Annotated in this window: 27 protein-coding genes; 17 read left to right on the top strand and 10 right to left on the bottom strand. The window is 63.2% G+C overall.

The features are described from left to right. Positions 1 to 398 precede the first annotated feature (398 nt). The 6 genes from ABIE49_RS10100 to ilvC all read left to right on the top strand — a co-directional run bounded on the left by ABIE49_RS10100 (position 399) and on the right by ilvC (position 6,302). The gene (locus ABIE49_RS10100; protein ID WP_192737978.1) at positions 399 to 2,174 is read left to right on the top strand and encodes an acetolactate synthase 3 large subunit; all 1,776 of its coding nucleotides are present in this window, start codon (positions 399 to 401) and stop codon (positions 2,172 to 2,174) included. 5 nt (positions 2,175 to 2,179) lie between these two features. After that, positions 2,180 to 3,166: a threonine dehydratase gene (locus tag ABIE49_RS10095; protein ID WP_192738139.1), complete on the top strand. Its 987-nt coding sequence runs from the start codon at positions 2,180 to 2,182 to the stop codon at positions 3,164 to 3,166. A gap of 19 nt (positions 3,167 to 3,185) precedes the next feature. After that, positions 3,186 to 3,728 (top strand): acetolactate synthase small subunit, encoded by a 543-nt coding sequence (ilvN, locus tag ABIE49_RS10090; protein WP_192737977.1) that lies wholly within the window; start codon positions 3,186 to 3,188, stop codon positions 3,726 to 3,728. A gap of 3 nt (positions 3,729 to 3,731) precedes the next feature. Continuing rightward, entirely contained in the window at positions 3,732 to 4,430 is a 699-nt protein-coding gene (locus ABIE49_RS10085; protein ID WP_192737976.1) for a class I SAM-dependent methyltransferase, read from the top strand. Positions 4,431 to 4,533: 103 nt separating this feature from the next. Next, positions 4,534 to 5,136, top strand: coding sequence for a LysE family translocator (locus tag ABIE49_RS10080; protein ID WP_192737975.1), 603 nt, complete (start codon positions 4,534 to 4,536; stop codon positions 5,134 to 5,136). Positions 5,137 to 5,282: 146 nt separating this feature from the next. Next, positions 5,283 to 6,302, top strand: a complete 1,020-nt coding sequence (gene ilvC / locus ABIE49_RS10075) for a ketol-acid reductoisomerase (RefSeq protein WP_192737974.1) — start codon at positions 5,283 to 5,285, stop codon at positions 6,300 to 6,302. A gap of 109 nt (positions 6,303 to 6,411) precedes the next feature. On the opposite strand, the gene ABIE49_RS10070 is transcribed toward ilvC, so the two are convergent. Next, on the bottom strand, positions 6,412 to 7,497 hold the full coding sequence (locus ABIE49_RS10070) for a DUF2336 domain-containing protein (protein ID WP_192737973.1): 1,086 nt from the start codon (positions 7,495 to 7,497) through the stop codon (positions 6,412 to 6,414). Between the two features lie 584 nt (positions 7,498 to 8,081). Between ABIE49_RS10070 and ABIE49_RS10065 the strand changes: the two genes are divergently transcribed. After that, positions 8,082 to 8,933, top strand: a complete 852-nt coding sequence (locus ABIE49_RS10065) for an SDR family oxidoreductase (RefSeq protein WP_192737972.1) — start codon at positions 8,082 to 8,084, stop codon at positions 8,931 to 8,933. A gap of 7 nt (positions 8,934 to 8,940) precedes the next feature. Next, a complete protein-coding gene (locus ABIE49_RS10060) occupies positions 8,941 to 9,180 on the top strand; it encodes a hypothetical protein (protein ID WP_192737971.1) in 240 nt (79 codons plus the stop codon). Between the two features lie 33 nt (positions 9,181 to 9,213). Here the strand turns inward: ABIE49_RS10060 and ABIE49_RS10055 are convergent, their stop codons facing one another. Next, complete coding sequence (locus ABIE49_RS10055; protein WP_192737970.1) at positions 9,214 to 9,837, bottom strand: hypothetical protein; 624 nt, start codon at positions 9,835 to 9,837, stop codon at positions 9,214 to 9,216. Between the two features lie 114 nt (positions 9,838 to 9,951). Between ABIE49_RS10055 and ABIE49_RS10050 the strand changes: the two genes are divergently transcribed. From ABIE49_RS10050 to ABIE49_RS10040, 3 genes are all read left to right on the top strand, one after another. Beyond that, positions 9,952 to 10,650 carry a TetR/AcrR family transcriptional regulator gene (locus ABIE49_RS10050; RefSeq protein WP_192737969.1) on the top strand — a complete coding sequence of 233 codons (699 nt, stop codon included), beginning with the start codon at positions 9,952 to 9,954 and terminating at the stop codon, positions 10,648 to 10,650. Positions 10,651 to 10,794: 144 nt separating this feature from the next. After that, a complete protein-coding gene (locus tag ABIE49_RS10045) occupies positions 10,795 to 10,962 on the top strand; it encodes a hypothetical protein (protein ID WP_192737968.1) in 168 nt (55 codons plus the stop codon). Positions 10,963 to 10,973: 11 nt separating this feature from the next. Further along, a complete protein-coding gene (locus tag ABIE49_RS10040; protein ID WP_192737967.1) occupies positions 10,974 to 11,216 on the top strand; it encodes a hypothetical protein in 243 nt (80 codons plus the stop codon). Between the two features lie 30 nt (positions 11,217 to 11,246). Here the strand turns inward: ABIE49_RS10040 and ABIE49_RS10035 are convergent, their stop codons facing one another. Further along, the gene (locus ABIE49_RS10035; RefSeq protein ID WP_354066738.1) at positions 11,247 to 12,035 is read right to left on the bottom strand and encodes a Crp/Fnr family transcriptional regulator; all 789 of its coding nucleotides are present in this window, start codon (positions 12,033 to 12,035) and stop codon (positions 11,247 to 11,249) included. A 394-nt stretch (positions 12,036 to 12,429) separates the two neighbouring features. Between ABIE49_RS10035 and ABIE49_RS10030 the strand changes: the two genes are divergently transcribed. Further along, complete coding sequence (locus ABIE49_RS10030) at positions 12,430 to 12,564, top strand: hypothetical protein (protein WP_354066737.1); 135 nt, start codon at positions 12,430 to 12,432, stop codon at positions 12,562 to 12,564. A gap of 30 nt (positions 12,565 to 12,594) precedes the next feature. Here the strand turns inward: ABIE49_RS10030 and ABIE49_RS10025 are convergent, their stop codons facing one another. Then, positions 12,595 to 12,789: a hypothetical protein gene (locus tag ABIE49_RS10025; RefSeq protein ID WP_192737966.1), complete on the bottom strand. Its 195-nt coding sequence runs from the start codon at positions 12,787 to 12,789 to the stop codon at positions 12,595 to 12,597. A 16-nt stretch (positions 12,790 to 12,805) separates the two neighbouring features. Next, a complete protein-coding gene (locus ABIE49_RS10020; protein ID WP_192737965.1) occupies positions 12,806 to 13,018 on the bottom strand; it encodes a hypothetical protein in 213 nt (70 codons plus the stop codon). Positions 13,019 to 13,403: 385 nt separating this feature from the next. Here ABIE49_RS10020 and ABIE49_RS10015 point away from each other — a divergent pair, with 385 nt between their 5' ends. Beyond that, the gene (locus ABIE49_RS10015; RefSeq protein WP_192737964.1) at positions 13,404 to 15,116 is read left to right on the top strand and encodes a sulfatase-like hydrolase/transferase; all 1,713 of its coding nucleotides are present in this window, start codon (positions 13,404 to 13,406) and stop codon (positions 15,114 to 15,116) included. A gap of 99 nt (positions 15,117 to 15,215) precedes the next feature. Further along, positions 15,216 to 16,886: a sulfatase-like hydrolase/transferase gene (locus ABIE49_RS10010; protein WP_354066735.1), complete on the top strand. Its 1,671-nt coding sequence runs from the start codon at positions 15,216 to 15,218 to the stop codon at positions 16,884 to 16,886. Positions 16,887 to 17,025: 139 nt separating this feature from the next. Here the strand turns inward: ABIE49_RS10010 and ABIE49_RS10005 are convergent, their stop codons facing one another. The 5 genes from ABIE49_RS10005 to ABIE49_RS09985 form a co-directional block, all read right to left on the bottom strand. Beyond that, a complete protein-coding gene (locus ABIE49_RS10005; protein WP_192737963.1) occupies positions 17,026 to 17,961 on the bottom strand; it encodes a DUF1932 domain-containing protein in 936 nt (311 codons plus the stop codon). A 17-nt stretch (positions 17,962 to 17,978) separates the two neighbouring features. Further along, entirely contained in the window at positions 17,979 to 18,797 is an 819-nt protein-coding gene (locus tag ABIE49_RS10000; RefSeq protein WP_192737962.1) for a dienelactone hydrolase family protein, read from the bottom strand. A 111-nt stretch (positions 18,798 to 18,908) separates the two neighbouring features. Then, positions 18,909 to 20,468, bottom strand: coding sequence for an ABC transporter permease/substrate-binding protein (locus tag ABIE49_RS09995; RefSeq protein WP_192737961.1), 1,560 nt, complete (start codon positions 20,466 to 20,468; stop codon positions 18,909 to 18,911). Next, positions 20,465 to 21,265 (bottom strand): ATP-binding cassette domain-containing protein, encoded by an 801-nt coding sequence (locus ABIE49_RS09990; RefSeq protein WP_192737960.1) that lies wholly within the window; start codon positions 21,263 to 21,265, stop codon positions 20,465 to 20,467. Before ABIE49_RS09990 ends, ABIE49_RS09995 begins: the two co-directional genes overlap by 4 nt. Positions 21,266 to 21,408: 143 nt before the next feature. Next, positions 21,409 to 22,548, bottom strand: a complete 1,140-nt coding sequence (locus ABIE49_RS09985; protein WP_192737959.1) for an SGNH/GDSL hydrolase family protein — start codon at positions 22,546 to 22,548, stop codon at positions 21,409 to 21,411. A gap of 212 nt (positions 22,549 to 22,760) precedes the next feature. Between ABIE49_RS09985 and ABIE49_RS09980 the strand changes: the two genes are divergently transcribed. From ABIE49_RS09980 to ABIE49_RS09970, 3 genes are all read left to right on the top strand, one after another. After that, positions 22,761 to 23,612 carry an ABC transporter ATP-binding protein gene (locus ABIE49_RS09980; RefSeq protein WP_192737958.1) on the top strand — a complete coding sequence of 284 codons (852 nt, stop codon included), beginning with the start codon at positions 22,761 to 22,763 and terminating at the stop codon, positions 23,610 to 23,612. After that, complete coding sequence (locus ABIE49_RS09975; protein WP_192737957.1) at positions 23,612 to 24,397, top strand: ABC transporter permease; 786 nt, start codon at positions 23,612 to 23,614, stop codon at positions 24,395 to 24,397. The genes ABIE49_RS09980 and ABIE49_RS09975 overlap by 1 nt, the downstream gene beginning before the upstream one ends. A gap of 135 nt (positions 24,398 to 24,532) precedes the next feature. After that, positions 24,533 to 25,777, top strand: coding sequence for an MFS transporter (locus ABIE49_RS09970; protein ID WP_192737956.1), 1,245 nt, complete (start codon positions 24,533 to 24,535; stop codon positions 25,775 to 25,777). The last annotated feature ends 91 nt before the right edge of the window (positions 25,778 to 25,868 follow it).

The following is a 25,868-nucleotide window of genomic DNA, read 5'->3' as shown; positions in this document are numbered from 1 at the left end:
ATCCGGGATCTCACCCCTGCCGCCCCGGATGTCGCTACGCTCATCCGGGCTACGGCTTCCCAGGGTCCCTGCATGGCAGGGAACAGCAAATTCGCACTCGCCGAACGGCCGGAACCCCGTTACACTGCCTTAATCGGGCTGAACGCGTCCTTCCCTTGACTTCCGGGGTTCGGTCGCTATAACCCGCGTAATCTTCGGGAAGTCTGGACCGTCCGATGCGTAATATTATTACCAAGCTCCTTATCGTAGTCGTACCCTGGCGCACCGCCCGGGATGGCTGAGGCCATCCAATTGCAGGCGGTGTGCATAGGGCCTCTGGGGCCCTTTTTTATTTCCCGAATCCAAACCGACGAAGCTGCGCAGACACAGCGCATCCGGAGCAAGCCAAGGAAAACGTCATGACCGACAAGAGCCACGATCCGAACCAGATGACCGGTGCCGCGATGATCGTGCGCGCGCTCATCGATCATGGCGTCCAGCATTTGTTCGGCTATCCCGGCGGTGCGGTGCTTCCGATCTATGACGAGATCTTCCAGCAGAGCGAGGTCGAGCACATCCTGGTGCGGCACGAGCAGGGCGCCGGCCACGCCGCCGAAGGCTATGCGCGCTCGACCGGCAAGCCGGGCGTCGTGCTGGTGACCTCCGGCCCCGGCGCCACCAACATGGTGACGCCGCTGACGGACGCGCTGATGGATTCGATTCCGCTGGTCTGCATTACCGGGCAGGTGCCGACGCATTTGATCGGCAATGACGCGTTCCAGGAATGCGACACCGTCGGGATCACGCGGCCCTGCACCAAGCACAATTGGCTGGTGCGCGACGTCAACGATCTCGCCAAGGTGCTGCACGAGGCGTTTTACGTCGCCACGACCGGCCGTCCCGGCCCCGTCGTGGTCGACGTGCCAAAGGACGTGCAGTTCGCGACCGGCACCTATCATCCGCCGCGCAAGTCCGACGTGCATGTTTCCTACACGCCGCGGGTCAAGGGCGACGCGACGCAGATCCGCAAAGCCGTGGCGTTGCTCGCCGGCGCAAAGCGCCCGGTGATCTATAGCGGCGGCGGCGTCATCAATTCCGGACGCGAAGCCTCGAAACTGCTGCGCGAACTGGTCGAAGTCACCGGCTTTCCGATCACTTCGACCCTGATGGGCCTCGGCGCCTATCCTGCGACCGGCAAGAACTGGCTCGGCATGCTCGGCATGCACGGTACGTATGAATCCAACATGGCGATGCATGATTGCGACGTCATGCTGTGCGTCGGCGCGCGCTTCGACGACCGCATCACCGGCCGCACCGACGCGTTCTCGCCGGGCTCCAAGAAGATCCACATCGACATCGATCCGTCCTCGATCAACAAGAACATCCACGTCGACGTGCCGATCATCGGCGACTGCGGCAACGTGCTCGGCGACCTGTTGCAGGTGTTCAAGGCGGAAGCGAAAAAGCCTGATATCAAGGCGTGGTGGCAGGAGATCGCCGTATGGCGGGCGCGCAATTCGCTCGCCTACCGGAAGAACAGCGAAGTCATCCTGCCGCAATACGCCATCGAGCGGCTGTTCGAGGCGACGCGCGGGCACGACACCTACATCACGACCGAAGTCGGTCAGCACCAGATGTGGGCGGCGCAGTTCTTCGGCTTCGAGGAGCCGCACCGCTGGATGACCTCCGGCGGCCTCGGCACCATGGGCTACGGGCTGCCGGCCGCGCTCGGCGTCCAGGTCGCGCACCGGGACAGCCTCGTGATCGATATCGCGGGCGATGCGTCGGTGCAGATGACGATGCAGGAGATGTCGACGGCGGTACAGTTTGAACTGCCGATCAAGATCTTCATCCTGAACAACCAGTATATGGGCATGGTGCGGCAGTGGCAGCAGCTGCTGCACGGCAACCGGCTGTCGCATTCCTATTCGGAGGCGCTGCCGGATTTCGTCAAGCTGGCGGACGCGTTCGGCTGTGTCGGCCTGCAGGCGATCAAGCCCGGCGATCTCGACGGCGCGCTCAAGGAAATGATCTCGATCAAGCGCCCGGTGCTGTTCGATTGCCGCGTCGCGGCGCTGGAAAATTGCTTCCCGATGATTCCGTCCGGCAAGGCGCACAATGAAATGCTGTTGCCGGCGGAAGCGACCGACGAGGCGACCGCGGCGGCCTTTGCCGGCGGCAAGGCGCTGGTGTGACGGCGATGTTTGACCTGGGGCAACTCGAGCACGCGCACAGGATCGTCGGGGCAGCGATGCCGCCGACGCCGGCGCATGCGTGGCCGCTGCTGGCGCTGCGGCTCGGGGCTGACGTGGTCGTCAAGCATGAGAACCACACCCCGATCGGTGCCTTCAAGGTGCGGGGCGGCCTGGTCTATGTCGAGCGGCTGCAGCGCGAGCGGGCGCAGACCTCAGGAATTATCTCGGCGACGCGCGGCAATCACGGCCAGAGTCTCGCTTTCGCCGCGCGCCGTTTCGGCGTGCCGGCAACGATCTATGTGCCGCATGGCAATTCGGTCGAGAAAAACCAGTCGATGCGCGCCTTGGGCGCCAACCTCATCGAGCATGGCGAGGATTTTCAGTCGGCCCGCGAGGAATGCGTGCGTCACGCCGAACGCGAGGGCCTCGAACTGGTGCCGTCGTTCCACCGCGATCTCGTGATGGGCGTTGCCACCTATGCGCTGGAATTGCTGCGGGCTGCTCATGATATCGATGTGCTCTATGTGCCGATCGGGCAGGGCTCCGGCATCTGCGGCTGCATCCTGGCGCGTGATCTGCTCGGGCTAAAGACTGAAATCGTCGGCGTGCAGTCGACGGAGGCGCCGTCCTATGCGCTGTCGTTTGCGGCCGGCACCGTGGTGAAAACCAACAGCAGCAACACGCTGGCCGATGGCATGGCGACCCGCGTCCCCGACGCCGAGGCGCTGGCGATCATTCGCAAGGGCGCCTCGCACATCGTGCAGGTGACCGACGACGAAATTGCCGACGCGGTGCGGGCCTACTGGACCGATACCCACAATCTCGCCGAGGGCGCCGGCGCCGCAGCGCTCGCCGCAGCCCTGCAGGAAAAGGCAAAGCTCCGCGGCAAGCGGGTCGGGCTGATCCTGTCCGGCGGCAATATCGATTTCGATCTGTTCTGGAAATGGATCGCTCGCAACGAAAATGTCACCGCCGCCAAGGCACTGGCGTAGCCAAGATTTGGGAACGACAATGAACCAGCCCGCATCCGCCTATTTCCTCGAAGAGCGCCACGATCCGACCGAGTCGCACACGCTCTCGGTGCTCGTGCAGAACGAGCCGGGCGTGCTCGCGCGCGTGATCGGGCTGTTCTCCGGCCGCGGCTACAACATCGAAAGCCTCACCGTCTCGGAGACCGAGAGCCAGAAACATCTCTCCCGTATCACCATCGTCACGACGGGCACGCCGATGGTGATCGAGCAGATCAAGCACCAGCTCGACCGCATGGTTCCGGTCTATCGCGTCGTCGATATGACGCTGACCGGCCGCTCGATCGAGCGCGAGCTCGCCATGGTGAAGGTGCGCGGCGGCGGCGACAACCGTGTCGAGGCGCTGCGGCTGGCTGACGCGTTCCGCGCCCGCGTGATCGACGCCACCACCGAAAGCTTCGTGTTCGAGATCACCGGCAATTCCGCCAAGGTCAGTCAATTCATCGACCTGATGCGACCGATCGGCCTTGTCGAAGTGTCGCGCACCGGCGTTGCCGCGATCGGACGCGGGCCTGAGGGGATGTGAACCATGCTGGCGCGCGACTGGTATTACAATCAACGGCGGCAACTCGGGCTCGATTCCGCGGTCGCCTCGATCTACGACCGGCATGACGACAGCGACATCCGCGCCCGCGCGGCGTTGACGATGCTTGGCGTCGAGCGCGGCTGGCGGGTGGCCGATATCGGCTGCGGCAACGGCGTATTGGCGGTCGAGGCGGCGCTGATGGGCGCCGAGGTCGACGCCATCGACATCTCGCCGGCGATGCTGGCGCTCGCCAACATCCAGGCGCGCGACCGCAAGGTCGCGGTCCGCACCCAGCCGGCGGGCATGCTGAGCTTCGCCTATCAGCCGAATTCCTACGACCTGATCGTCAGCGAGTTCACGCTGCATCATCTGCCGGATTTCTGGAAAGCAGTGGCGCTGGCGCGGATCCATGCCGCGCTGAAGCCCGGCGCGAATTTCTACCTGCGCGACATCGTCTTTGTCAGCATGCCCGACGGCGTCGATCGCGACGTCGAGGCGTGGGCGGATTTCTCGATCAAGAACCACGATTTCGAGCGCGAGAGCGTGGTCACCCATATGCGCGACGAGTACTCGACCTTTGGCTGGGTGATCGAACGCATGCTGACCGATGTCGGCTTCACGCTGGAATCGGTCGATTACCACGCGCCGCTGCACGGCACTTATCTTTTGCGCAAACCGAAGCCGGACCACCAACAGAGCTAGAAAAAAATGAAACCGGCCGATGTCTGCATCGCCGTGATGCTGCCGGCGACGCGTTCGCAAACCTCATCAAAAACAGTTCTGCCAAAGATCGCGTGAGGACACCATGTCACATTCGCTGCTGATCGCCTTCGTGCTGTTCGCCACCGTGATGTTCTTCACGCCGGGGCCGAACAACATCATGCTGCTGTCCTCGGGGCTGACTTACGGGTTCCGCCCGACCATCCCGCACATCGCCGGGATCACGGTCGGCTTTGCCTTCATGGTCGGCGCGGTCGGACTTGGCCTTGGCACCATCTTCATCGCCTATCCGGTGCTGCAGACGATCCTGAAATATGCCGGCGTCGTTTACCTGATCTATCTTGCCGCCGCGATCGCGATGTCCGGGCCGGTTTCGGCCGACCAGGACAACCGCCGCGGGCCGATGACCTTCTGGGGCGCGGCCATGTTCCAATGGGTCAACGCCAAGGGCTGGGTCATGGTGATCGGCACCATCACAGCCTATGCGGCGATCGCGGCCTATCCCTGGAACATCGCGATCCAGGTCGTCCTGAGCCTGTTGCTGGGGGTGCTTTCCTGCACCGCCTGGGCCCTGTTCGGCAGCGCGCTGCGGCCGGTCCTGACCTCGCCGAGGGCCGTGCGGGCCTTCAATATCGTGATGGCGGTGCTGCTGCTGGCCTCGCTCTACCCAGTCTTCATGGACGCATGATGCCGCACCGCGCCATGCAGAAACGGGTTTCCCCTGAAGCGGAAAATGCTCTAGACAACGCCGGAAATTCGCGGGCGACCGGCGCTCCATCTTAACCCAAATGCCTGATTAACCGGCCCATTCTGGCCACCGATGAGGAAACGACTATGCGAGTTTATTACGATCGTGATGCCGACCTGAACCTGATCAAGGGCAAGAAAGTCGTCATCGTCGGCTACGGCAGCCAGGGCCACGCCCACGCGCTGAACCTGAAGGATTCCGGCGTCAAGGAAGTGGCCATTGCGCTGCGCAAGGGCTCGGCTTCGGCCAAGAAGGCGGAGGCCGCCGGCTTCAAGGTGATGGAAGTCGCCGAAGCCGCCAAATGGGCCGACCTCGTCATGATGCTCACCCCCGACGAACTGCAGGGCGACATCTACCGCGAGCATCTGCACGACAACATGAAGAAGGGTGCGGCGCTGGTGTTCGCGCACGGCCTCAACGTGCATTTCAACCTGCTCGACCCGCGCGCCGATCTCGACGTGCTGATGATCGCGCCGAAGGGCCCCGGCCACACCGTGCGCTCGGAATATCAGCGCGGCGGCGGCGTGCCCTGCCTGATCGCGATTTCAAAGGACGTTTCCGGCAATGCCCATGACCTCGGCCTCAGCTACGCGTCGGCGATCGGCGGCGGCCGCGCCGGCATCATCGAGACCACGTTCAAGGAAGAGTGCGAGACCGATTTGTTCGGCGAGCAGGTGGTGCTCTGCGGCGGCCTGGTCGAACTGATCAAGGGCGGCTACGAGACGCTGGTGGAAGCCGGCTACGCGCCGGAGATGGCCTATTTCGAGTGCCTGCACGAAGTGAAGCTGATCGTCGACCTGATCTATGAAGGCGGCATCGCCAACATGAACTACTCGATCTCCAACACCGCCGAATACGGCGAATACGTCACCGGCCCGCGCATCGTGACTGCCGAGACCAAGGCCGAGATGAAGCGCGTGCTCGCCGACATCCAGGGCGGCAAGTTCGCCCGCGACTGGATGCTGGAGAACAAGGTCAACCAGACCTCGTTCAAGGCCACCCGCGCCAAGCTCGCCGAGCATCCGATCGAGGAAGTCGGCGCCAAGCTCCGCGACATGATGCCGTGGATCAAGAAGGGCGCGCTGGTCGACAAGACCAAGAACTAAGCGTCTCAAGGTCAAAATGGAAATCGGGGCCGCGCATCGCGCGGCCCTTTTTTATTTCTTCGCGCTTGAGCCATCAGGCGCAAGCAGCGCCCGCCTGCTCGTCATGCGCCTACTTCTCGATTCTGTTGTGAAGTTGCCAGAAGCGCACGGTGCGCTGGGCGGTCTCCATCGACAGTCGCTTGTAGTCCCGCTCGGCGACAGCCAGGGTCTGGTCGTCGATGCGGCGCTTCACCGGGCGGTTGCGCAGGATGCTCTCGACCGTCGGCCAGTTCAGCCGGGCCGACCGGCAGGGAATCAGGATGAGGTCGGAGCGAGGCCCTTCGATCAGGCGGGCCATCATTTCGGCCGGCACATCGTTGAGGACCGCGAGCGAGACCATGACCTCGTCGAACTTTTTGCTCTCGGCGAAACCATAGACCGCCGCGTCGTCCAGCTCTTTCAATTCCATCATCAGCCTGACCAGTTCTTCGGCCACGCGGAAGTCGCGTCCGGACGGAGGTCCCTCGCGCACGATGTCTTCGATCACTCGCCGGATCTCTTCCTGGAGTGCAGGGGGCGCAAGGGCCAACAGCCGGGCGCGAACGGCGTCCTTGGCGCGGCGCAGCAGGTCGCGCAGGAACTTGATGGGAAGATCGAGGCGCAGGCCGAGGATCTCGACCAGTTCGTCGTCAGCTTCGGAATGGGCCACCATGCCGGAATAGCCGGCTTCGGAGAACCGTGCGGTCGCGTTTTTCGCGAGCCTGCGAATGACCTTGGTTTGGCCGCGATCGACGATCACGTCGGTGACGGCCTCCGGCAAATTGTCGCGCGCCGAAATCGCGAGCAGATGGTCCTGGCCCTTGCTGCTGGCGATCTCGACCAGCGCTTCGGTGCTGATGCGGCTGGAATGGGTGAGCACCTCGCCGGCGACCGCGATTTCGTCGTCCCATGCGAGATATTGGATGACTTCGAACGGCGCATAGTCGAGCGGCGCCAGCCGCTTGCTGAGCTCGGTTCTCGCCCGCGTCTCGACGCGTGCGATCAAGAGGCAGAGCACGTCGTCAAACACCTTGACCTGGTCTTCGCTGAGGCGTTCGCCGTCATTGAGGAAAAGATCAGTGACCTGACGCAGGGTTTCGACGCGCCGGGCTGGCGATCCACCCCTTACGGCATCTTCGAGTTCGGCGATAATCGAGTGAGCCGGCTGTTGCGCCATTGTGGCGGCCTGTTTGTTGTTTCAACTTCAGCACGCACAATGGCGAACGCGGTCTTTCGCGAGCGTTAAGGCGAAAGCCCGTAGAAATGCGGAACGGCAGCACTGAAAACAGGCAATTGCGAAATTCGCAACCATTGTCGCGAATTCGCCGCAGAACATTGTCCGCTTTGCATTCCCGATTGCTTTACCACGCACGCGACGCTGCATGCCGTTATATTGCGCCGTGATCAGCGCCTAACCGCCGACATTCGCATAATTTGCGCCGTTTCCGATATTTTACGGCCAGCTACCCTCTCTGAACCGTTGCGGAAAAAACTTGAACGCGAAGCGCTCCGACTGCAGGCCATCAAGCCTGGTCCGCTGCCGAGGAGGTGGTCCATGACGCGCGGCGCTAAGGATTTTTTCACGATGAATCCTGTTAAGGCTGCCGGGCTGCGTTCTTCAGGCCTCTCCCGCAACAACGGGCGACGGAGCGCACCGTCGCGACTGGGATGTCGTGACGGGGATTTTGGCTGCCGCCGCCGCGCATTGCACTTCTCTCGATCCGGATTACATCAATCCCGCCTCAAGAGGGGAAGACAATCATGAGATCCGTCGTCATCACCGGTGCATCCACCGGCATCGGCTGGGCTGCCGCGAAACTGTTGCTCGATCGTGGCTTTCGCGTGTTCGGCAGCGTGCGCAAGCAGGCCGACGCGGACCGCCTCAGGGTTGAGTTCGGCGCCAATTTCACGCCGTTGCGGTTCGACGTCACCGACGAGGCCGCGGTGCTGGCCGCAGCGCGCGAAGTGCGCAGCCAGTTGAACGGCGAAACGCTCGCCGGCCTCGTCAACAATGCCGGCATCGCGGTGGCGGGTCCGGTGCTCGAACTCGCGGCGGACGAATTCCGCCGCCAGATGGAGGTCAATGTGATCGGGCCGGTTATCGCTACGCAGGCGTTCGGCCCGCTGCTCGGCGCCGATCCGTCACTGAAGGGAGCAAAGGGGCGCGTCGTCATGATCTCCTCGGTATCGGGCAAGAACGGCGTCCCGATGACGTCGGCCTATGCCGCCTCCAAGCACGCGATCGAGGGACTGTCGGAGAGCCTGCGCCGCGAATTGATGCTGTTCGGGATCGACGTCATCATTATCGCGCCTGGCGCGGTAAAAACGCCGATCTGGAGCAAGGCCGAGGAAGTCGACATATCCGGTTACAAGAACTCGCCGTTCTTTCCGGCGCTGCAAAAGGTCCGCGCATACATGCTGCAACTCGGTTCGATCGGATTGCCCGCGGAGAAAATCGCCGCGAAGATCTTCGACGCGCTGACGCTGCCAAATCCCAAGGTCCGCTATTCTATCGTGCCCGATCCGCTTCAGGTGCTGGTGGCGGCGCTGCTGCCCAAGCGTACCGTCGACAAGATCATCGCCAGGCGCCTCGGCCTGACGCCGCAGGCATGACGACGCGGTGACAGAAACAATCGGCAAGACCAACGCGGAGCTGACCGAACTCGTCAACGAGGCGCTTGGCGATCAACCGGGATGCGAAACGGCGCGGATCACCGGCCTTCAAGCGGTGCCGGGCGTCCGCGGCGGCCGCAACTGGGAAATCCCGAGTGTCGCGCTCGGCGACAGCCTGATCAGCGACGTGGATCGCGCCGTGATCACGATTCATCGCCGATTGGGCCGCACGTTTCATCTGATCTGATATTACCGCACAATCGCGCAGGCGTTTTGGCTGTCATCCCGCCTGCATCGTGCGCGGCGTTCGCGCCGCGGCCATGCTGATCATCCGCAAGGCGAAAACCGCCAGCAGCGGGATCAGGAACAGCGCGTATAGCGGCATGTCGGGAATTCGCTTGCCGAACGAGACCGTGAACTGAAACAGCAGATAATAGCCGCCGATCAGATGCAGCCTGCGCCAGGCGCTCGCGCCGAGGGCCTTGGCTGACCGGTCGAATGACGTTGCCGTCATCGCGATGATGACGGCATAGCCGATGCCGCCGAAAATGTAGGAGGCAAGCGAGGTCGCGGCCGCATAGCCCGCGGGATCCATCATTGCGAAGGCGGCGATCGCAATCGCATGAATGCCATGCGAGGCCGCGAAGGTCACGCCGAGGTAACGGCGGTTGCGGCGCTGCCATCGCGTCCAGGCGTTGGGCCAGAGCCGCGCCAGCGCGGCGGCGCTGAAGGCGAGACAGAAGAACAGCAGCGAGGTCCGCGCCGTGAAGCGGATCACCATGCGCACGCCATCGACCTCGAATTGCCGCATGCCGGCGATCCAGACGCTAAGCGCGAGCAGGGTCAGCGCCAGCACGGCAAACAGCCGCCAGCCTTCGAACCAGTTTTGACGGCTTTCCGACATCGCGCGCTCCCCTGCATGTAAATGATGTAATCACCAGTTACATATGCGCGTCACGCATCGTCAATCCGTGTAATCGATGCTTACATTCACAAGGGGGTGATGTTAGGAGGGACGATGCGTTCCTCGGCCAAGCCTCCGTCCGCCAAACTGCCGGCCAAGCCGCGCCGCCGTACGGCGCCCGCGCCGGCGCCAAAGCCCTATCATCATGGCGATCTCCGCCGGGTCCTGATCGACGCGGCGCTGCAACTGGTCGGCGAGGGCGGTCCTGACGCGGTCAGTGTCCGCGAGGCTGCCCGCCGCGCCGGGGTGTCGCCGGGGGCGCCGTTCCGGCATTTTCCCAGCCGCAACGCCCTGATGAATGCGGTCGCCGTGGAGGCGCAGCGCAGGTTCCGGGCCGAGATCGAAGCGGCGCTGGCCGAGGCACCGGCTGGCAATCCGTTGGGCCGGTTCCGCTGCCTGGGGCTCGCTTACCTGCGCTGGGCGATGAAGAACCCGACCCATTTCGAGATCATTTCCAGCCGCCGCTTTTTTGATCACGACAAGGCGGCCGGCGTCTCGCAGGACAATGCCGAATTGATCGACCTTACCGAGCGCACGCTGGCGGAGGCGTTTGCAGAGGGGCAATTGTGCCCGGCGGACCTGAAACAGGTGCAGATCGCCGGCCGGGCGCTGGTCTATGGCTTCGCCCGGATGAATATCGACGGTCATTTTCCGCGCTGGGGCGTCGCCGGCGCTGACGCCGAGCGAACCGCGGAAGGTATCCTCGATCTCTTCATCGAAGGGATCGCCAAAGTTCCCAGCAAATCCGCTTGATGCGTTTGAGGAGCATTCCGCTGCGCGTAACCCGCGAAGCCGGAACCGGCAATCTCGCCGCGCGTTGACAAGCGCGGCAAGGCGTTCCGCCACCGTTCGCTGCTGCACAATTCAAAGACTGCATCCTGAACCGGGAGGACGCCCGTGGTCAGAGAAGGTCCTGCGCAACCCGCACCACCGCCAAAAGACAAGGCGCGGGGCGCCGAGGTGATCCTCAATACGCCGCTCAGAAAGTGGATCTTCTTTGGCGGGCTTATCGGCGCGATCCTGCTGGTGCTCGTCCTGAGCCTTGTTCGCCTCGGAAGCGGCTAACGGAGACTGCCATGAAACGAAGCCTGTTCTGCGCGATCTTCGTGCTGACCCTGAACGGTGCCGGTCTCGCCCAGCCTGCGGGAAACGTCCCCGCATTCTACATCGTGCTGAACTCGCTGACGAAGACCTGCACGGTGGTCGACAAGACCTCTCGCACCGATACACCCAACATCACGGTGGCCAGCGACACGATCTACAAAACGCGAGCCGAGGCGGAAACCGCCGTCAAGACGCTGAAGCCATGCAACCAATAGAGCTGCAGCCGCACCGCATCAGCCTGCCGGCTACTTCTTGAGAGGTCCAATCAGCCTTTCATAATGCGTCTTGACCGAACCGTAGCATTCGCAGGCACTCGCCTTCAGCGCTTCTGCATCCACGATCTGGATCTTGCCGCGGGCATATTTGATCAGCCCCGTCTCCTGCAATGTCCTGGCCACCGCGGTCACACTCGTTCGTCTGACACCCAGCATCTCTCCGAGATATTCCTGCGTGAACGGCAGGTAATCACTATCGGACAAATCTCTCGCGCGCAGCAACCAGCGGCAGAACCGCGCTTCCACCTGGTGCGTGGCAAAACATGCCGCGGATTGCTGGGCCTGGGCGTAGACCGTTTGTTCGTGCCGCATGAGCAGGGCAAGCAGTTTCGGGCTTTGTATTGCGACTGATTTCAGGGCTTCGATGTCGCATACGACGATTTCGCCGCTGAGCTGAATGATGCCGCGGCTCACCGCTATCTTCCCGTCAAGCGCTGCGGAAGCACCTACGACACCGTCCTTGCCGATCATGGCCGCTTCGACCATTTCGCCGGTCGACAGTGTGATCACGAGCGACACCACGGCGCTGGTTGGAAAGTAGACGTGGCGGATTCGCTGGTCCGCCTCGAACAGCACCCGGTGCTGGTCGAATTGCGCGGCCTTCAAATGCGGACCGAGAAGTTTCATGTCGGACGGCGGGAAAAGGCTGAGCAATTGATTGTTCATGAAATGCGTTCCTGCTGACAGGCGGGAGCGCGAACTACTCTCAGCTATCGGTGCCTTCGCGGGATACCCGATAATTGCCGGACGGTACGTCAACTACCGGACATAGCAAGAAAATAATCCCACTATGTCGGGTAGCGGACAGACGCCGGAACTCATTCGGCGAACGATCCGACAGGCTTACAACGGGCTCACGAACCTCCATTTTGCAGGATGCCGTTTGGCGCGCCGCGACGAGCAGGGCCCGGTCAAACCAGCCGGCGAGATATGCATGAAGGAAGGATCATGTCCAAAATGCCGGACGTCCCCCTTTCCTCGATCGAACGGCCGCGCTGCGGCAGGTGCCTCACCCGGATGATGCTGGCCCGATTAGCGCCTCTACCTGACGGGTCGGAGGAGCGGACTTTCGAATGCCCGAAATGCAACGCGGTCGAGACCAGGACGGTTGTCGACCCGCTGAAATCGGAAGCCGTCGTGCGGTTGACGACCAATGTCCGGCCGCCGGTTTGACGAAGACCTGAGCCTGACGGAGATCGCGATCCGGGTCGCGGGCGCCTCTGCGTGGACTATCGTGATCGCCGTCTCGATATTCTTCGCGATCCTGTTTTTCCTCGGAACGGGCTGACGTTTTCCGTGGCCGACGGTCTGGCTCGGCTCAGGTCTTCGGCGGCCGACCCCGCTCCGCAAACAGCATGCCCTGCATGTCCACGGCGTTCTGCAGAATGCCGGCGCGTTTCATCGCTTCGGTGCGCTCCGGGCCGGGAGCCATGGTGCGGGCTGCCTCGAGCGCGGCCAGCGCTTCGGTTTCGAGATCGAGCTTGGGGCGGGGGTTCTTGATCGGTCGGGCCATGGATCTAACGCTTCGGCTAGTGCTGGGTTTTGGTCGGATCGTCGAGGACGGGCCCTGGCGCGGTTTCCTGCGGGGGCAATCGTCCCGGCTCGAGAGCTGTCCCATCGACGGCAGTCGTATCCAGCGGGTCGATCGCCTCGATCCTGGTTTCGGCATGGGCGCATTTCGGGCATTGATAATTTCGATGCTCGAAACCTTCCGGTCCCGCCGACACGGCAACCGTCGCCATCCGCGTTTTGCAGTCAGGACAGCGCGGACGGTGGATGGGCAGCAGCTCTGGATCAGCTCTGGTCCTCAGCATGCCAAAAAAATACCGCCGACCGAAAACACTTGTCTGTCTGATACCTGACCAAGAAAGTCACTAAAATCAAGTTCCGCCCGCGACGGTCCTTCGCCTTTGGTAGGGTGCGCGAACGGCTGGCCGGAAGTTAGCGGCGTAGGCCAGCGTCAGCCGGATTCACTAAAGCTTTGCGTTGCAACGGCAATTTCATTGCCTGTTCATGACGTTTACACTACGTTTTCGTGACACGACCAGGTTCCGGCTGCGTCGTGCGTCTCCTGGCCGTCGCCAGCCAAGGCATTTGCATTGCGCCGGGTAGTGTTGCGTCCCGCCCATGGCGCCCGCGCCAAACCCAGGTCCCTCTGCCACCGCTGCGGTTACCGCCGGCATTGCCGCGATCGGCATATGGCGGCTGTTGGCCGTCGCCGCGCCGCATATGGCTGCGCTGGCGATCATGCTGCAGACCGAGGCCGATTTCGGCTCGCGCCTGTGTTTCGCACTGTCCTGGGGTATCCTGAACTTGCTGTTCATCGCGCTGCTGCGCCGGCCCGCGCTATCGGGCGCGCTGTCGCTGACGCTGGTCGTGGCGCTGGTTCTGCTGTCGCAGTTCAAGCACGGCGTCGTGCAGATGACCGCGAACTTCGTCGATCTGATGGTGATCGATCGCGACAGTGCGGCTTTCCTGTTTACGATCTTTCCGAACCTGCGCTGGTCGGTAATCTCGGCGGGCCTTGTGACGATCCCGCTGATGTATGCGCTGTGGTGGCTCGATCCGTTCCGGATCCGCCGGTTGCCGGCGCTGGCGGGGATGCTCGCCTGCCTCGCCGCGCTCACCGGATACGCCTTTGCCTGGCCGGACGAGGCCTGGCGCGGCTACTATCCCGACGGCTATCTGTCCAAATTCGCCCGTTCCGGCGTTACCGCGGTCTCGGATTTCGTCAACTACGGCTTCATGGAGTCCGACGCCGTCGCCGCCGGTCGCCTCAAGCTGCCGCTGGTTGATTCATGCGCCCCGGCGGGGCGGCGGCCGCACATCATCATGGTCCATGATGAGTCGAGCTTCGACATTCGCCAGGCGCAGGGCGTCAAGGTGCCGGCGGGCTACGGCAGCCATTTCGACTCCTTCGACGGCAAGGCGCGCAAGTTCGTGGCCGAAAGCAGCGGCGGAGCGAGCTGGTTCACCGAATACAATGTGCTGGCCGGGCTTTCGTCGCGCTCGTTCGGCCGGTTTTCCTACTTCGTGACCCGTATCGCAGCGGGCCGCGTCGAGCGCGGCCTGCCGCTCGCGCTGCGCCGCTGCGGTTACAGCACGACCTCGCTCTATCCCGCCCACGGCGCGTTCATGAGCGCACGCGGCTTCCACACCACCACCGGCATCCAGAAATTCTACGATGCGCGCGATCTCGGCGCCAAGGGCATCGAGCCCGACAGCTTCTTCTATGACAAGGCGCTGAACCTTCTGTCCCAGAACGCAGCTTTGAACCCGCAATTTATTTTCGTCTATCTCGCCGCCAATCATTTCCCGTGGGAGACGCCGTTTCGTGCCGACCTGACGCCATCCTGGTCGAAGCCCGGCAACGCGCCGGTGGTCGATGAATATGTGCGCCGGCAGACCATGAGCGCCAACGATTACGCGGCGTTCGTCGCCGGCTTGAAGAAGAAATTCCCGGCGCAGCCGTTCCTGATCGTGCGCTATGGCGACCATCAACCCGAATTCTCGTCGCATGTTCTCGATCCCGGGATTGACGAGACCGCCGCCGGCAAGAAATTCGAGAGTTACGATCCACGCTATTTCACGACCTATTATGCGATCGACGCCATCAACTTCGAACCGGTCAAGAGCCCTGCGGTGATGGAAACCGTCGACGCGGCCTATCTGCCGCTGGTGGTCCAGGAGGCCGCCGGCATCCCGCTCGATCCCTCCTTTTCGGAGCAGAAGAGCATCATGCTGCGCTGCAAGGGCGTGTTCTATGCTTGCAAGGGCGGCGCCGAGGCCCGACGCTTCAACCGGCTCCTGATCGACGCCGGTTACGTGAAAAACCTCTAGCACCGAGGGAGGGACAGCATTCCAACCACGGCCAAACCTGCAGCAAGCCGGACCGGCGATACAGCATCGCGCGGGATCTGGTTCTATGCCGGCGTCGGCGTGGTCGCCGCGTTGCATCTTGCGGCCTTGGCTATCCTGCTCAGCACGGAATACGGATTCGTTGGGATCACGCTCGCGCTGCTGGCGTGGATTTTTGTGAATTGCCTGTTGCTGCTGGTGCTGCGGCGGCCCGGCGTCGCCGCAGCGCTGGCGCTGGTTTTGGTGGTGCTGCTGATCGTGCTGTCGCGCTTCAAGTTCGACATTCTGCAGCTATCTCTGACCTTCCTCGATTTCCTGATCGTCGATCGCGATACGTTTTCGTTCCTGCTCTCGGTGTTTCCACAACTCCGGACGCAGCTGATCGTGGCGGCGGTGATTGCCGTTCCGCTGCTGTGGGTAATCTGGCGCGCCGATCCGCTTCGTGCAGCGCGCGGCCCGGTGCTGGCGGTTCTTGCTGCCACGACCGTATCGATGTCGGCGCTGTCGGTCGCGGCTCCCGAGCAGCCTTGGGAGCCGTTCCAGGGCATCAATCATATTTCCAGCCTCGCGCGCTCGGGCGTGGTCGCGGTGTCGCGGCTGGCCTCGACCGGATGGATCGAGGCCGATCCGCCGGCGAGCGGCTCGCTTGGCCTGGCCCCGGGAGCGCACGCCACGGCCCGGCCGGCGCTGCCGCCGGAAGAGAAATGCGATACGACTGCCAAGCGCCCGCACATCATCATGCTGCTCGACGAGTCGAGTTTCGACATCACCGCAGCACCCGGCGTCAAGGTTCCGCCAGGCTATTCCGACTTCTTCAAGTCCATTGACGGCAAGCAACGGACCATGATCGCGGAGGCGACAGGGGGCCCGACCTGGTACACCGAGTTCAATGTCCTGACCGGAATGTCGGTGCGCTCGTTCGGCGATCTGAAGTTCTACGTCACGAGGATCACCGCGAACCGCATCGAGCGTGGACTGCCGCAAGCGCTGCAGCGCTGCGGTTACAAGACCGTCTCGCTCTATCCGACCTATGGTGACTTCCTCAGCGCCCGGGCGTTCCAGAAGGGTGTCGGCGTCAACAGGTTCATCGACATGGCCGACATGGGCGTCGATGAGGACATGCAACCCGACAAGTTCTACTTCGATCAGGCCTTGAAGGCGTTTGCTGACGAGCAAGCGTCACAGTCGCCGGTCTTCATGTTCGTGTATCTCACGGCCAATCATTTTCCCTGGACCAGCATCTACCGGCCCGATCTGACGCCGGACTGGAAGCCGCCGGGAAATACGCCGGAGATCGACGAGTATATTCGGCGCCAGAGCATGACGGCAAAGGACTACCGCGATTTCACCGCACGGCTGGCGCGCGACTATCCGGACCAGTCGTTCCTGGTGCTGCGCTTCGGCGATCATCAACCGGCCATCTCGCAGAAACTGCTCGAGCCCGGCATCGACCGGAAACTGCTGGGGCAACGTTTGATGAGCGCGGATCCGCGCTACTTCTCGACCTACTATGCGCTGGATGGAATCAATTTCCAGCCGCCCGATTTGTCGTCGGCCCTCGCAACCCTCGACGCCGCCTACATTCCGCTCGTCATCCAGGATGCTGCCGGCATTCCGCTCGATCCCTCGTTCAAGGAGCAGAAGAGCATCATGCTGCGATGCAAGGGCGCGTTCTATGCCTGCAAGGACGGCGCGGAAGCTAGGCGCTTCAACCGCCTCCTGATCGACGCCGGCCTGGTGCGGGGACTGTAGACGCCCGGCACGGAGCAGCCCGTGCATCCGGTATCGCGTGACGTCGCGTAGGGTGGGCAAAGCGCTAGCGTGCCACCATTCAAGTATTCGGGGAGCGATGGTGGGCACGGCGCAAGTGCGCCTTTGCCCACCCTACGTTTCAGCCCTTCTTCTTCGCGGCGGCAAGGATCCGGTCGGCTTCCACGCGCCAGTCGGGACTGCGGGCAAACGCGTCGGTGCCTTTCGCACCGAACAGGCCTTCGTCGGCGAGATCGGCGATAAAGGCCTGACGTTCAGCGGTGCCTTCCGCCGACCACGGTGTGAGGCCGGCCTCGCGCACGGTTTCCGCCACTTCGCGAACCTCCTCGCTGCGGCGGCGGCCATGCTCGATCACGCGCTGGAAGAAGTAGGCGCCCTGTTTTTCCCAGTCGATGCCGGGAAAGGTCTCTCTGAGCGACGCCAGCACCGCGTCCTCGACGCCATAGGCGCGGGCGGTCGTAAAACTCTCGATCACCATCGCTTCCAGGCCCTTGATCATCACGCTGCGGCACATCTTTACCGCCGAAGCGACGCCTAATTCCCTGCTTGCCACCTTGGCGTCGAAGCCGAGTTGCACCAGCAGCGGCGCGAGCGCCTCGGCGCCGCTGCCGCCAAGCAACAAGGGCACCTTGATCCGGTACGGCGGGATCGACGTCATCACTGCGCCTTCGACATACCGGCCGCCCTTGCCGTCGATCAGGCCGGCGGCGCGCTGCTTGGCGCCCGGCGATGCCGAATTGAAATCGAGGAACCAGGCGTCCTGCCTCACGGCCGGTGCGCAAGCCTGCGCGACGGGGACAGCCTGGCTTGCGGTGACGGCGGAAACGATGAAATCGGCACTCGCGGCGAGATCGGCATGGGACGCCGCAAGCGCGACACCATGTGCTAAAGCATGATCGCGCAAGGCGGAGCCTGTCTGATCGCTGCGCAGCTTGGTGTCGTAGGCCGCGACCTTCACGTCCTGTTTGCGCAGGTCCTCGGCGACAATGCGACCCACCTCGCCATAGCCGACGAGGCCTACGTTCCACTTTCTTGGGTCGGTCGATACAACGGTCATTTGAGACATTCTCCTGACTAAGGCTTCAGTACGCTTGCAAAGAACGCAATCGCGCGCGCGATCGCGTCGCGGGTCGCGGACGCATTGGCGGCGTCGCTCTGGCGCGATGGGCTGGGATCGTCGAAACCATGCGCCGCATCGGGATAGAGCTGGAACTGGATGTCGCCGCCGATCGCGCGGCTTTTGGCGACGAAGTCGGCACAGCGCCGCGGCGAGACTTCCTCGTCGGCCGATCCATGCAACACGCGCACCGGCGCGTAAGGCTTGATCCCGTCCGCGAACTGCCCTTTCAGGCCGCAGCCCGGGTAGAACGCCAGTCCGGCCCGGAAGCCGGTCGCGGGCGTCGGCGCTGTGATGCCGGGCGGGCTCACCGACATCGTTGCCAGGGTGGCGCTGCCGCCGTTGGACCAGCCCTGCAGCGCGACCCGATCTGATATCACGTCGTTGCGTGTCCGCAGGTAAGCCAGCGCGCCATAGGCGTCGAGCGGACGAATGGTGATCTCATTCAATTCATCGGGCCGGGAATCGTAGCTGAAACGGGGAAAACCAGTTGGATAGCCGCGAGGGCCAAAACCATCGACCAGGATGGCGAGATAACCTTGCCGGGCCCAGATGTGTCCCCATTGCTGGTTGCGTTTGGAAAGCGTCGAGGCGTCATATTTGCCGTTGGCGGCCGAGGAATAGACGCCGGCGCGGCCATGCATCATCACCACCGCAGGCGTGCGCGCCGCATGCGGCACCTCCGGCATGAAGACGTAACCAACCAGCGTCGTCCGCCCGTCGGCGCTGGCAAAGGTGACGCGCACGGGTAGGGATGCCGCTGTGGCATCGGCCATTCCGAATATCAGTCCCGACATAACAGCGATACAAACGGCAGGCGGTACGAGAGAGCGCGAAAAATTCACGGCGCGGTTCCATGTGAGCCGGAACACCTTAGCGCAGGTTACCTACTTCGTCCCGATCTTCTCCCACAGCCATTTCGCCACCGCATCGGGCGATGAAGTCGCGTCGTTGCCCGAGGCGCGCAAGTTCGCCTCGCGCATCACGGCGATATCGATCTTGCCGATCAGCGGCTGCAGCGCCGCCCGCAACGCCGCATCGCCGGCGCGCTTGGGGGCGAGCAGCACCATCGCATCATAGGGCGGGATCGCGTGGCTGGGATCGGCGAGCACCACCAGATCGTATTTCGCGATCAGTCCGTCGCTGGTGTAGCCCGCGATCACGTCGACTTCCCCGGAAGCTGCCGCCGCATACATGAAGTCCGGCTGCATCTGCCGCTGCGCGCGGAACGACAACCCATAGGCCTTTTTCAGCCCGGCCCATTCCGGCCTTGAAAAGAACTCGTAGTCCGCGGCCATCGACATTCCGGCCGCGTGCGGCGCCAGATCGGCGATGCTGCGGATGCCGAGTTGTTCGGCCCGTTTGCGCGGCATCACCAGCGCATAGGCGTTCTCAAAACCGAGTTCGCCGAGCAGCGTGATGTTCTGTTTGGCGAGCATGGTCTTCAATTCGTCGAGCACCTCCTGGCGCGGCCTGATATCGCTGCGCTGGAACTGATTGGCCCACAGCGTGCCGGAATAATCGACATAGAGATCGATGTCGTTGGCGGCCAGCGCCCCGAAGATCACGTTCGAGCCGAGGCCTTCGCGCGAACCGGCGGAGAGGCCGGCGGCCCTCAGCCGCTGCGCCATCAGCGCCGACAGCACATACTGCTCGGTAAAGGTCTTGGCGCCGATGATATAGTTGGTTTGCGAGCGCGTCATGGCGGGCACCAGCGTGGCCGCGACCAGCACCGCGATGCCGGCGCCGCCAAACGTGGCGCGCACGCGGCTGCGGTTGCGCAAGCCGTTCTCGATCAGCGCCAGCAATTGATCGACGGTTAGCGCCAGCACCGCGGCGGACAGGCAGCCGAACAGCACGAACACCCAGTTCTGGGTCTGCAACCCCGCAAAGATGTAGTTGCCGAGGCTGGTCTGGCCGATCGGCGTCGACAGCGTCGCGGTGCCGATCACCCAGACCGCCGCGGTGCGGATGCCCGCCATCATGACCGGCAATGCCAGCGGCAGCTCCACCGTGAACAGCGACTGCCGCGGCGTCATGCCGACGCCCTGTGCGGCTTCGAGGATCGCGGCATCGACGCCCTGCAGGCCGGTGATGGTGTTGCGCAGCACCGGCAGCATCGAATAGAGCGCCAGCGCCAGCACGGCGGGGAGGAAACCGAAGGCGGAAAATCCAAATCCGAACCACGACAGCGACACCGCCGCGAGCGCCAGCAGCAGCGGATAGAACAGCGCCAGCAGCGCCAGTCCCGGCACGGTCTGCACGATGCTGGCAAGCCCAAGCAGCGCGCCGCGCAGTGCTCGACGATTGCGTGCCGCAATCGCGAGGGGCAGGCTGACCGCGAGCCCCAGCGCCAGCGCGGTCACGCTGACGCGGACATGGTTGCCGAGATAGTCGGGCAGATGCCCGAACGCCTCGCTCCAGCGCGGATCGGCGAACAGGTTCATGTCGCGCCATCCCGCGGCAGCAGCGCGCCGAGCCGTTCCGCCTGCCGCCGCGGCGTGCGCAGCAACTCGCCGACGTAAGCGTCGCCGCTATCAGAGAGTTCGGCGGGCGTGCCTTGGGCCAGAAGCCGTCCGCCGCGCATGATAGCGATGCGGTCGGCGAGCAGAATGGCCTCGGTCATGTCATGGGTGATCATGACCGTGGTCAGCCCGAGCCGGCGGTGCAATTCGCGATAATCGTCGCCGAGCGCGTCGCGGGTGAGGGGATCGAGCGCGCCGAACGGCTCGTCCATCAGCACGATGCGCGGTTTCGCGGCAAGGGCCCGCGCCACGCCGACGCGCTGGCGCTGGCCGCCGGACAATTCATGCGGCAGCCGGTCGCGATGCTGCGCGCGGTCGAGCCGCACCAGATCGACCAATTCATCGACCCGCGCCGTGATTTCGGCCGCAGGCCAGCCGAGCAGCTTTGGCGTGATGCCGATATTGCCGGCGACGGAAAGATGCGGAAACAGCCCGCCGCTCTGGAACACGTAGCCGATCCGCCGGCGCAGACCGATCGGGTCGACATTGCGGACGTCTTCGCCTTCCACCGTGATGTGGCCCTCGTCGGCGTCGATCAGCCGGTTGGCCAGCCGCAAGAGCGTTGTCTTGCCCGACCCGGAGCCGCCGACAATGGCCAGGAACTCACCTTCGGCGACATCGAGCGAGACGTCGTCGACCGCCACCACACGGTTCGCACCCCGGCCACCGTCGAAGGTCTTGCCGACATGCGCGTAGGAGATGAGAGACGAGGCGGGCATTCGGCGTGGATTCTCCGAAAGGAAAATAGCGCTAGCCGAACAATCGGCTAATCGTGAGCCGGGTGCCAACCTTTTTCTGCCGCCGGCACGCGTTAACGCCATTCGATGGCCGCGTCGACCGGCAGGCCATTGAGGTGGCGCGGTCAGTCCTTCGGGATCATCGCCGAGGCCATGAACGCTGCGACGGCAGCGGAATATTCCGCCAGCCCCTCATGACTGAAATGCATATCGTTACCTCCCCAATAGAAGCGCTCGGGGCGCGATCCGGACCGCTTCTTCAGCGCCTCGGTGGCATTGAAGAAAAGAAAGCCGTTGGCGACGCAAGTCTTTTGCACCGAAGAGCTGACGAGATTGTTCCACAGGCGGCCCTTGGCGTCGGGCTTGAGGTGCTGGAGATGCGGATGAGAGATGAACAGCACGCGGCTGCCATCCCGAGTGTAATCCTTCAGCACCTCGGCCAGCTCCTGCAGATTGCTCCTGAAACTTGCGAGCGGTTCTGCATATTTCCGTTCGAGATCGCTGCCCTGGTCCTGCGAATAGGAAAACAGGGTGAAGTCCGATCGGTTCTTCTCAACCACCGCTGGCATGTGCACAAAGGAATGCCAGACCCTTGCCGCAAAGCGCATCAGGTACAAGGGATGCTTGCGGGCTTCCATCAGGCCGAGACTGCATTCGCGTCCGATGGGTGAAGCCTTGACGCCGACATTTTGTCCGCGTTCGTTGCGGACAATCAGCCCGCGGTATCGGGCGAAGTCGTCGTACAGATCGGTTTCGTCCACGTCGACCACAATATAGTCGGGACGCAGCACCGGCAGCAGCTTTTTGGCCTGCGGCACGAAGATGGCCGGGGAATAAGAGGTATATCCGGCATTGTAGGTCTTCAGGCAGGTACCGCGCTCTGTCTTGAAGTATTTTGCAACGTGATACGGCAGCGTGTTCTTGTCGTCATAGCCTTCCATGAAGGAATCGCCGAGGAACAGGACCGAAACCGGGTTTTCGCACTCGGCCTGCTGTGCCGTATCGTCGGTGATCCTGATGCCGTTCGCATCAAAGGATCGCTTGTAGCTGAAGCCGGTCGAATCGCCGTAGATGCACAGATTCTGGTCTTGCGGTGTCGGCTGATGGTTCACCACGTCGGATTGCCAGTTCAAATTGACGCTCGCCATCTCGAGATCGTACAGCGGACCGAAATACTGCTGCAGCCGAAACCCAATCTCAAAGATTACGGCCCACGTGATGACCAGCAGTACCGCCGATCCGACGAGGTAAAACCCCCGCTTCATTGAACGTCTCCGGCATGAATTCCGAACAGATCAGTAGATACCCAAATTCGTCGTATTGCATGGGTCTGTCGATTGGCGATCACCAAAGCAGACCGGTCGAGCTGGCAAAAGAAGCGGCGACCGGGTGGCGGCCCGGCCTCCAGGCACGGCAATAAAGAACAACTACCACGTTGCGGTGCCGCGTTGAACTTATCGTTCGTAACCGCTAAGGCATGACCCAAATTGGGGAGGGGACGGGAGTGGATACGGTACAGCCTACGGCGGTCGCGCTTGACGATGCGACGGTGGCCTTCCGCCTGGCCGATTCGCGGGTCTATACGGCGGTGGAAAAGGCCCGGCTTTCGGTGGCGCATGGCGAGTTCGTCGCCATCGTGGGACCCACCGGATGCGGGAAATCGACGCTGCTCAACGTCGCCGCCGGCCTGTTGAAGCCGGCCGGGGGCGCGGTGCGGATTTTCGACCAGCCGCTCACGGGGCTCAATCGCGACGCCGGCTATCTGTTTCAGGCCGATGCGCTGTTTCCCTGGAAGACCGCAATCGACAATGTCGCCATTGGCCTCGAGATCAAGGGCGCGCCGCGGGCGATGGCACTTGAGTGCGCCCAGGGCTGGTTGACGTCGGTCGGGCTTGGCGCGTTCGGCAACCGCTATCCGCATATGCTGTCCGGCGGGCAGCGCAAGCGCGTTGGGCTCGCGCAGGTGCTGATTCGCGACCCCAAGATCCTGCTGATGGATGAGCCGTTCGGGCCGCTCGATGCCCAAACCCGCCAGATCATGGGCAATCTCTTGCTGGAACTGTGGACCGCCGACCGCAAGGCGGTGCTGTTCGTGACCCACGATCTCGAAGAGGCGATCGCGCTGGCCGACCGCGTGGTGATCATGTCGGCGGGACCCGGCGCGCGCATCATCGGCGACTGGAAGGTGGCCCTGCCGCGCCCGCGCGATATCTCCGAAGTGCGGATGGAGAAACAGTTCCACGAGCTGCACCGGGAAATCTGGAGCGTGCTGAAGGATGAAGTGATGAAGGGTTACGCGCAGTCTTCGCAAGCGGCAGAGGCCTCCTGATGTCCCGCCTGACGCTGCTGTTCTGGCAATTGATGGTCGCCGTGGTCGCGCTATCGCTGTGGCAGTTCTTTGCCACCGTGCCGGTGTTCGGCCGCATGTTGCTGCCGCCGTTCTTCTTCTCCACCCCGGTCGATGTCGCCAGCCAGATCTACAAATGGTTCGCTACCGGCGTGATCTGGAAGCATCTGATGATCACGCTGTGGGAGTCGGTCCTGGCCTTCGTGATCGGTTCGGTCGGCGGCGTGCTGGTCGGCTTCTGGTTCGCGCGCCAGCCCCGCGTCGCCGCGGTGTTCGATCCCTATGTCAAGATGATGAACGCATTGCCGCGCGTGGTGCTGGCGCCGATCTTCGCGCTGTGGCTCGGGCTCGGCATCTGGTCCAAGGTCGCGCTCGGCGTGACGCTGGTGTTCTTCATCGTGTTCTTCAACGTCTATCAGGGCGTCAAGGAGGTCAGCACCACCGTGCTCGATAACGGCCGCATGCTCGGCATGAGCGAACGGCAGTTGACGCGGCATGTGTACTGGCCCTCGGCGCTGTCGTGGATGTTTTCCTCGCTGCATACCGCTGTCGGTTTCGCCGTGGTCGGCGCCGTTGTCGGCGAATATCTGGGATCGGCGGCCGGCCTCGGCTACCTGATCCAGCAGGCCGAGGGGGTGTTCGACGTCGGCGCTGTCTTCGCCGGCATGTTCGTGCTGTCGGCCTTCGTGATCCTGATCGATTTCGGCGTGACGCTGGTCGAGCGGCGGCTCCTGGTATGGCGGCCGGCGCCCGTGGCGCGGGATTGATCGACGCCGTCGGAGGCCGCGGCCTTGTTACAAACGTCTGCTTAATTGTTACTCGCCTTCGGCGAGCGAACTGACGCATGATCAAGCCGGGCCGCCCCGTGCGCGGCTTCGATCGGCGCGACCGCCCGAAAGCAAATGATCCCCGCACAGGACGCAAGCCAATCCGATGAGACGTTGCTGCGCTACGCCGGCTGGCGCGTCGTGCTCGCCTGTTTCCTCATGGCGCTGTTTCTGTTTGGTTTCGGCCTTTACGGTCATGGCGTCTACCTGGCCGAGCTGCAGCGTCTGAACGGCTGGCCGGCCGCGCTCATTTCGGGCGCCAGCACGCTGTCGCTCCTGCTTGCCAACATATTCGCGACCTTTACCAACGAACTGGTGTCCCGGCTGGGTGCCAGGCGGCTGGTCTTGCTCGGAATTGCCGCGCTGGCGACGTCGACGACGCTGCTCGCGTTCGCGACCGCGCCGTGGCAGCTCTATATCGCTTTCGCACTGATGTCGCTTGGATGGATCGGGATGGGGACGATCGTGATTGCGACGGTCGTGAGCCTCTGGTTCGTCCGCCGCCGCGGTCTCGCCATCAGCCTGGCCTTCACTGGCGCCAGTTTTAGCGGCATCATCGTGACGCCCTCGCTGGTATATTTGATCGAACGGGTCGGCTTTGCCGCCGCGATGCTGACCGGAACAGCGGTCATGGTCGCGGTTCTCGTCCCTGTCACGCTCGCCTGGATCGGCCCGCCATCGGCCGGAGGTCCGGCTGATCCGCAGCATGCCGAAACGCCTTCTGTCCCGAGCGACATTTCGCGCGCGCAGCTCATCCGCCGCGTTGCGTTCTGGACCATCTCGATCCCGTTTGCACTGGCGCTCGTGGCCCAGATCGGTTTTATCGTGCACCAGATCGCCATGCTCGAGCCGAAGATCGGCCGCGCCAATGCGGGTCTGGCGGTTTCGGTGATGACATTCATGGCGATCGCCGGCCGCTTCGGCCTCGGCATGGTGATCGACCGGTTCGATCCGCGGCGCGTCACCGCTATCTCGATCGTCAGTCAGGCGGCGGCACTCGTGAGCATCCTGCATTTCGATGCGATCCCGATCGTACTGGCTGCCTGCGCGGTGTTCGGCTTTTCGGTCGGCAATCTCATCACACTGCCGCCGCTCATCATGCACCGCGAGTTCAGCGCCGCGAGCTTTGTCGTCGTCATGGGGCTGTCGAATGCGATCAGCGGAACCATTGGCTCGTTGGGGCCCGCCTTTCTCGGTGTCGTTCAGAGCTTGAGCGGCGGGTACGAGACGCCCATTGCGTTCTGCGTCGCGCTACAGCTGATCGCGGCGGTGATAGTGCTACAGCGCGGGTCGAGCAGGTCGGTCGAGGCGCCGGGGTAGGGACTCTCGTCGTCATTCCGGGGCGATGCAAGGCATCGAACCCGGAATCTCGAGATCCCCCGATGCGCAATTGCGCATCTGAGGTTCGCTT

The organism is Bradyrhizobium sp. OAE829, assembly GCF_040546575.1.
In the GTDB taxonomy this organism is placed as follows: Bacteria; Pseudomonadota; Alphaproteobacteria; order Rhizobiales; family Xanthobacteraceae; genus Bradyrhizobium.
The sequence above is the reverse complement of the archived record's forward strand: the minus strand, read 5'-3'. Positions and strand labels throughout refer to the sequence as shown.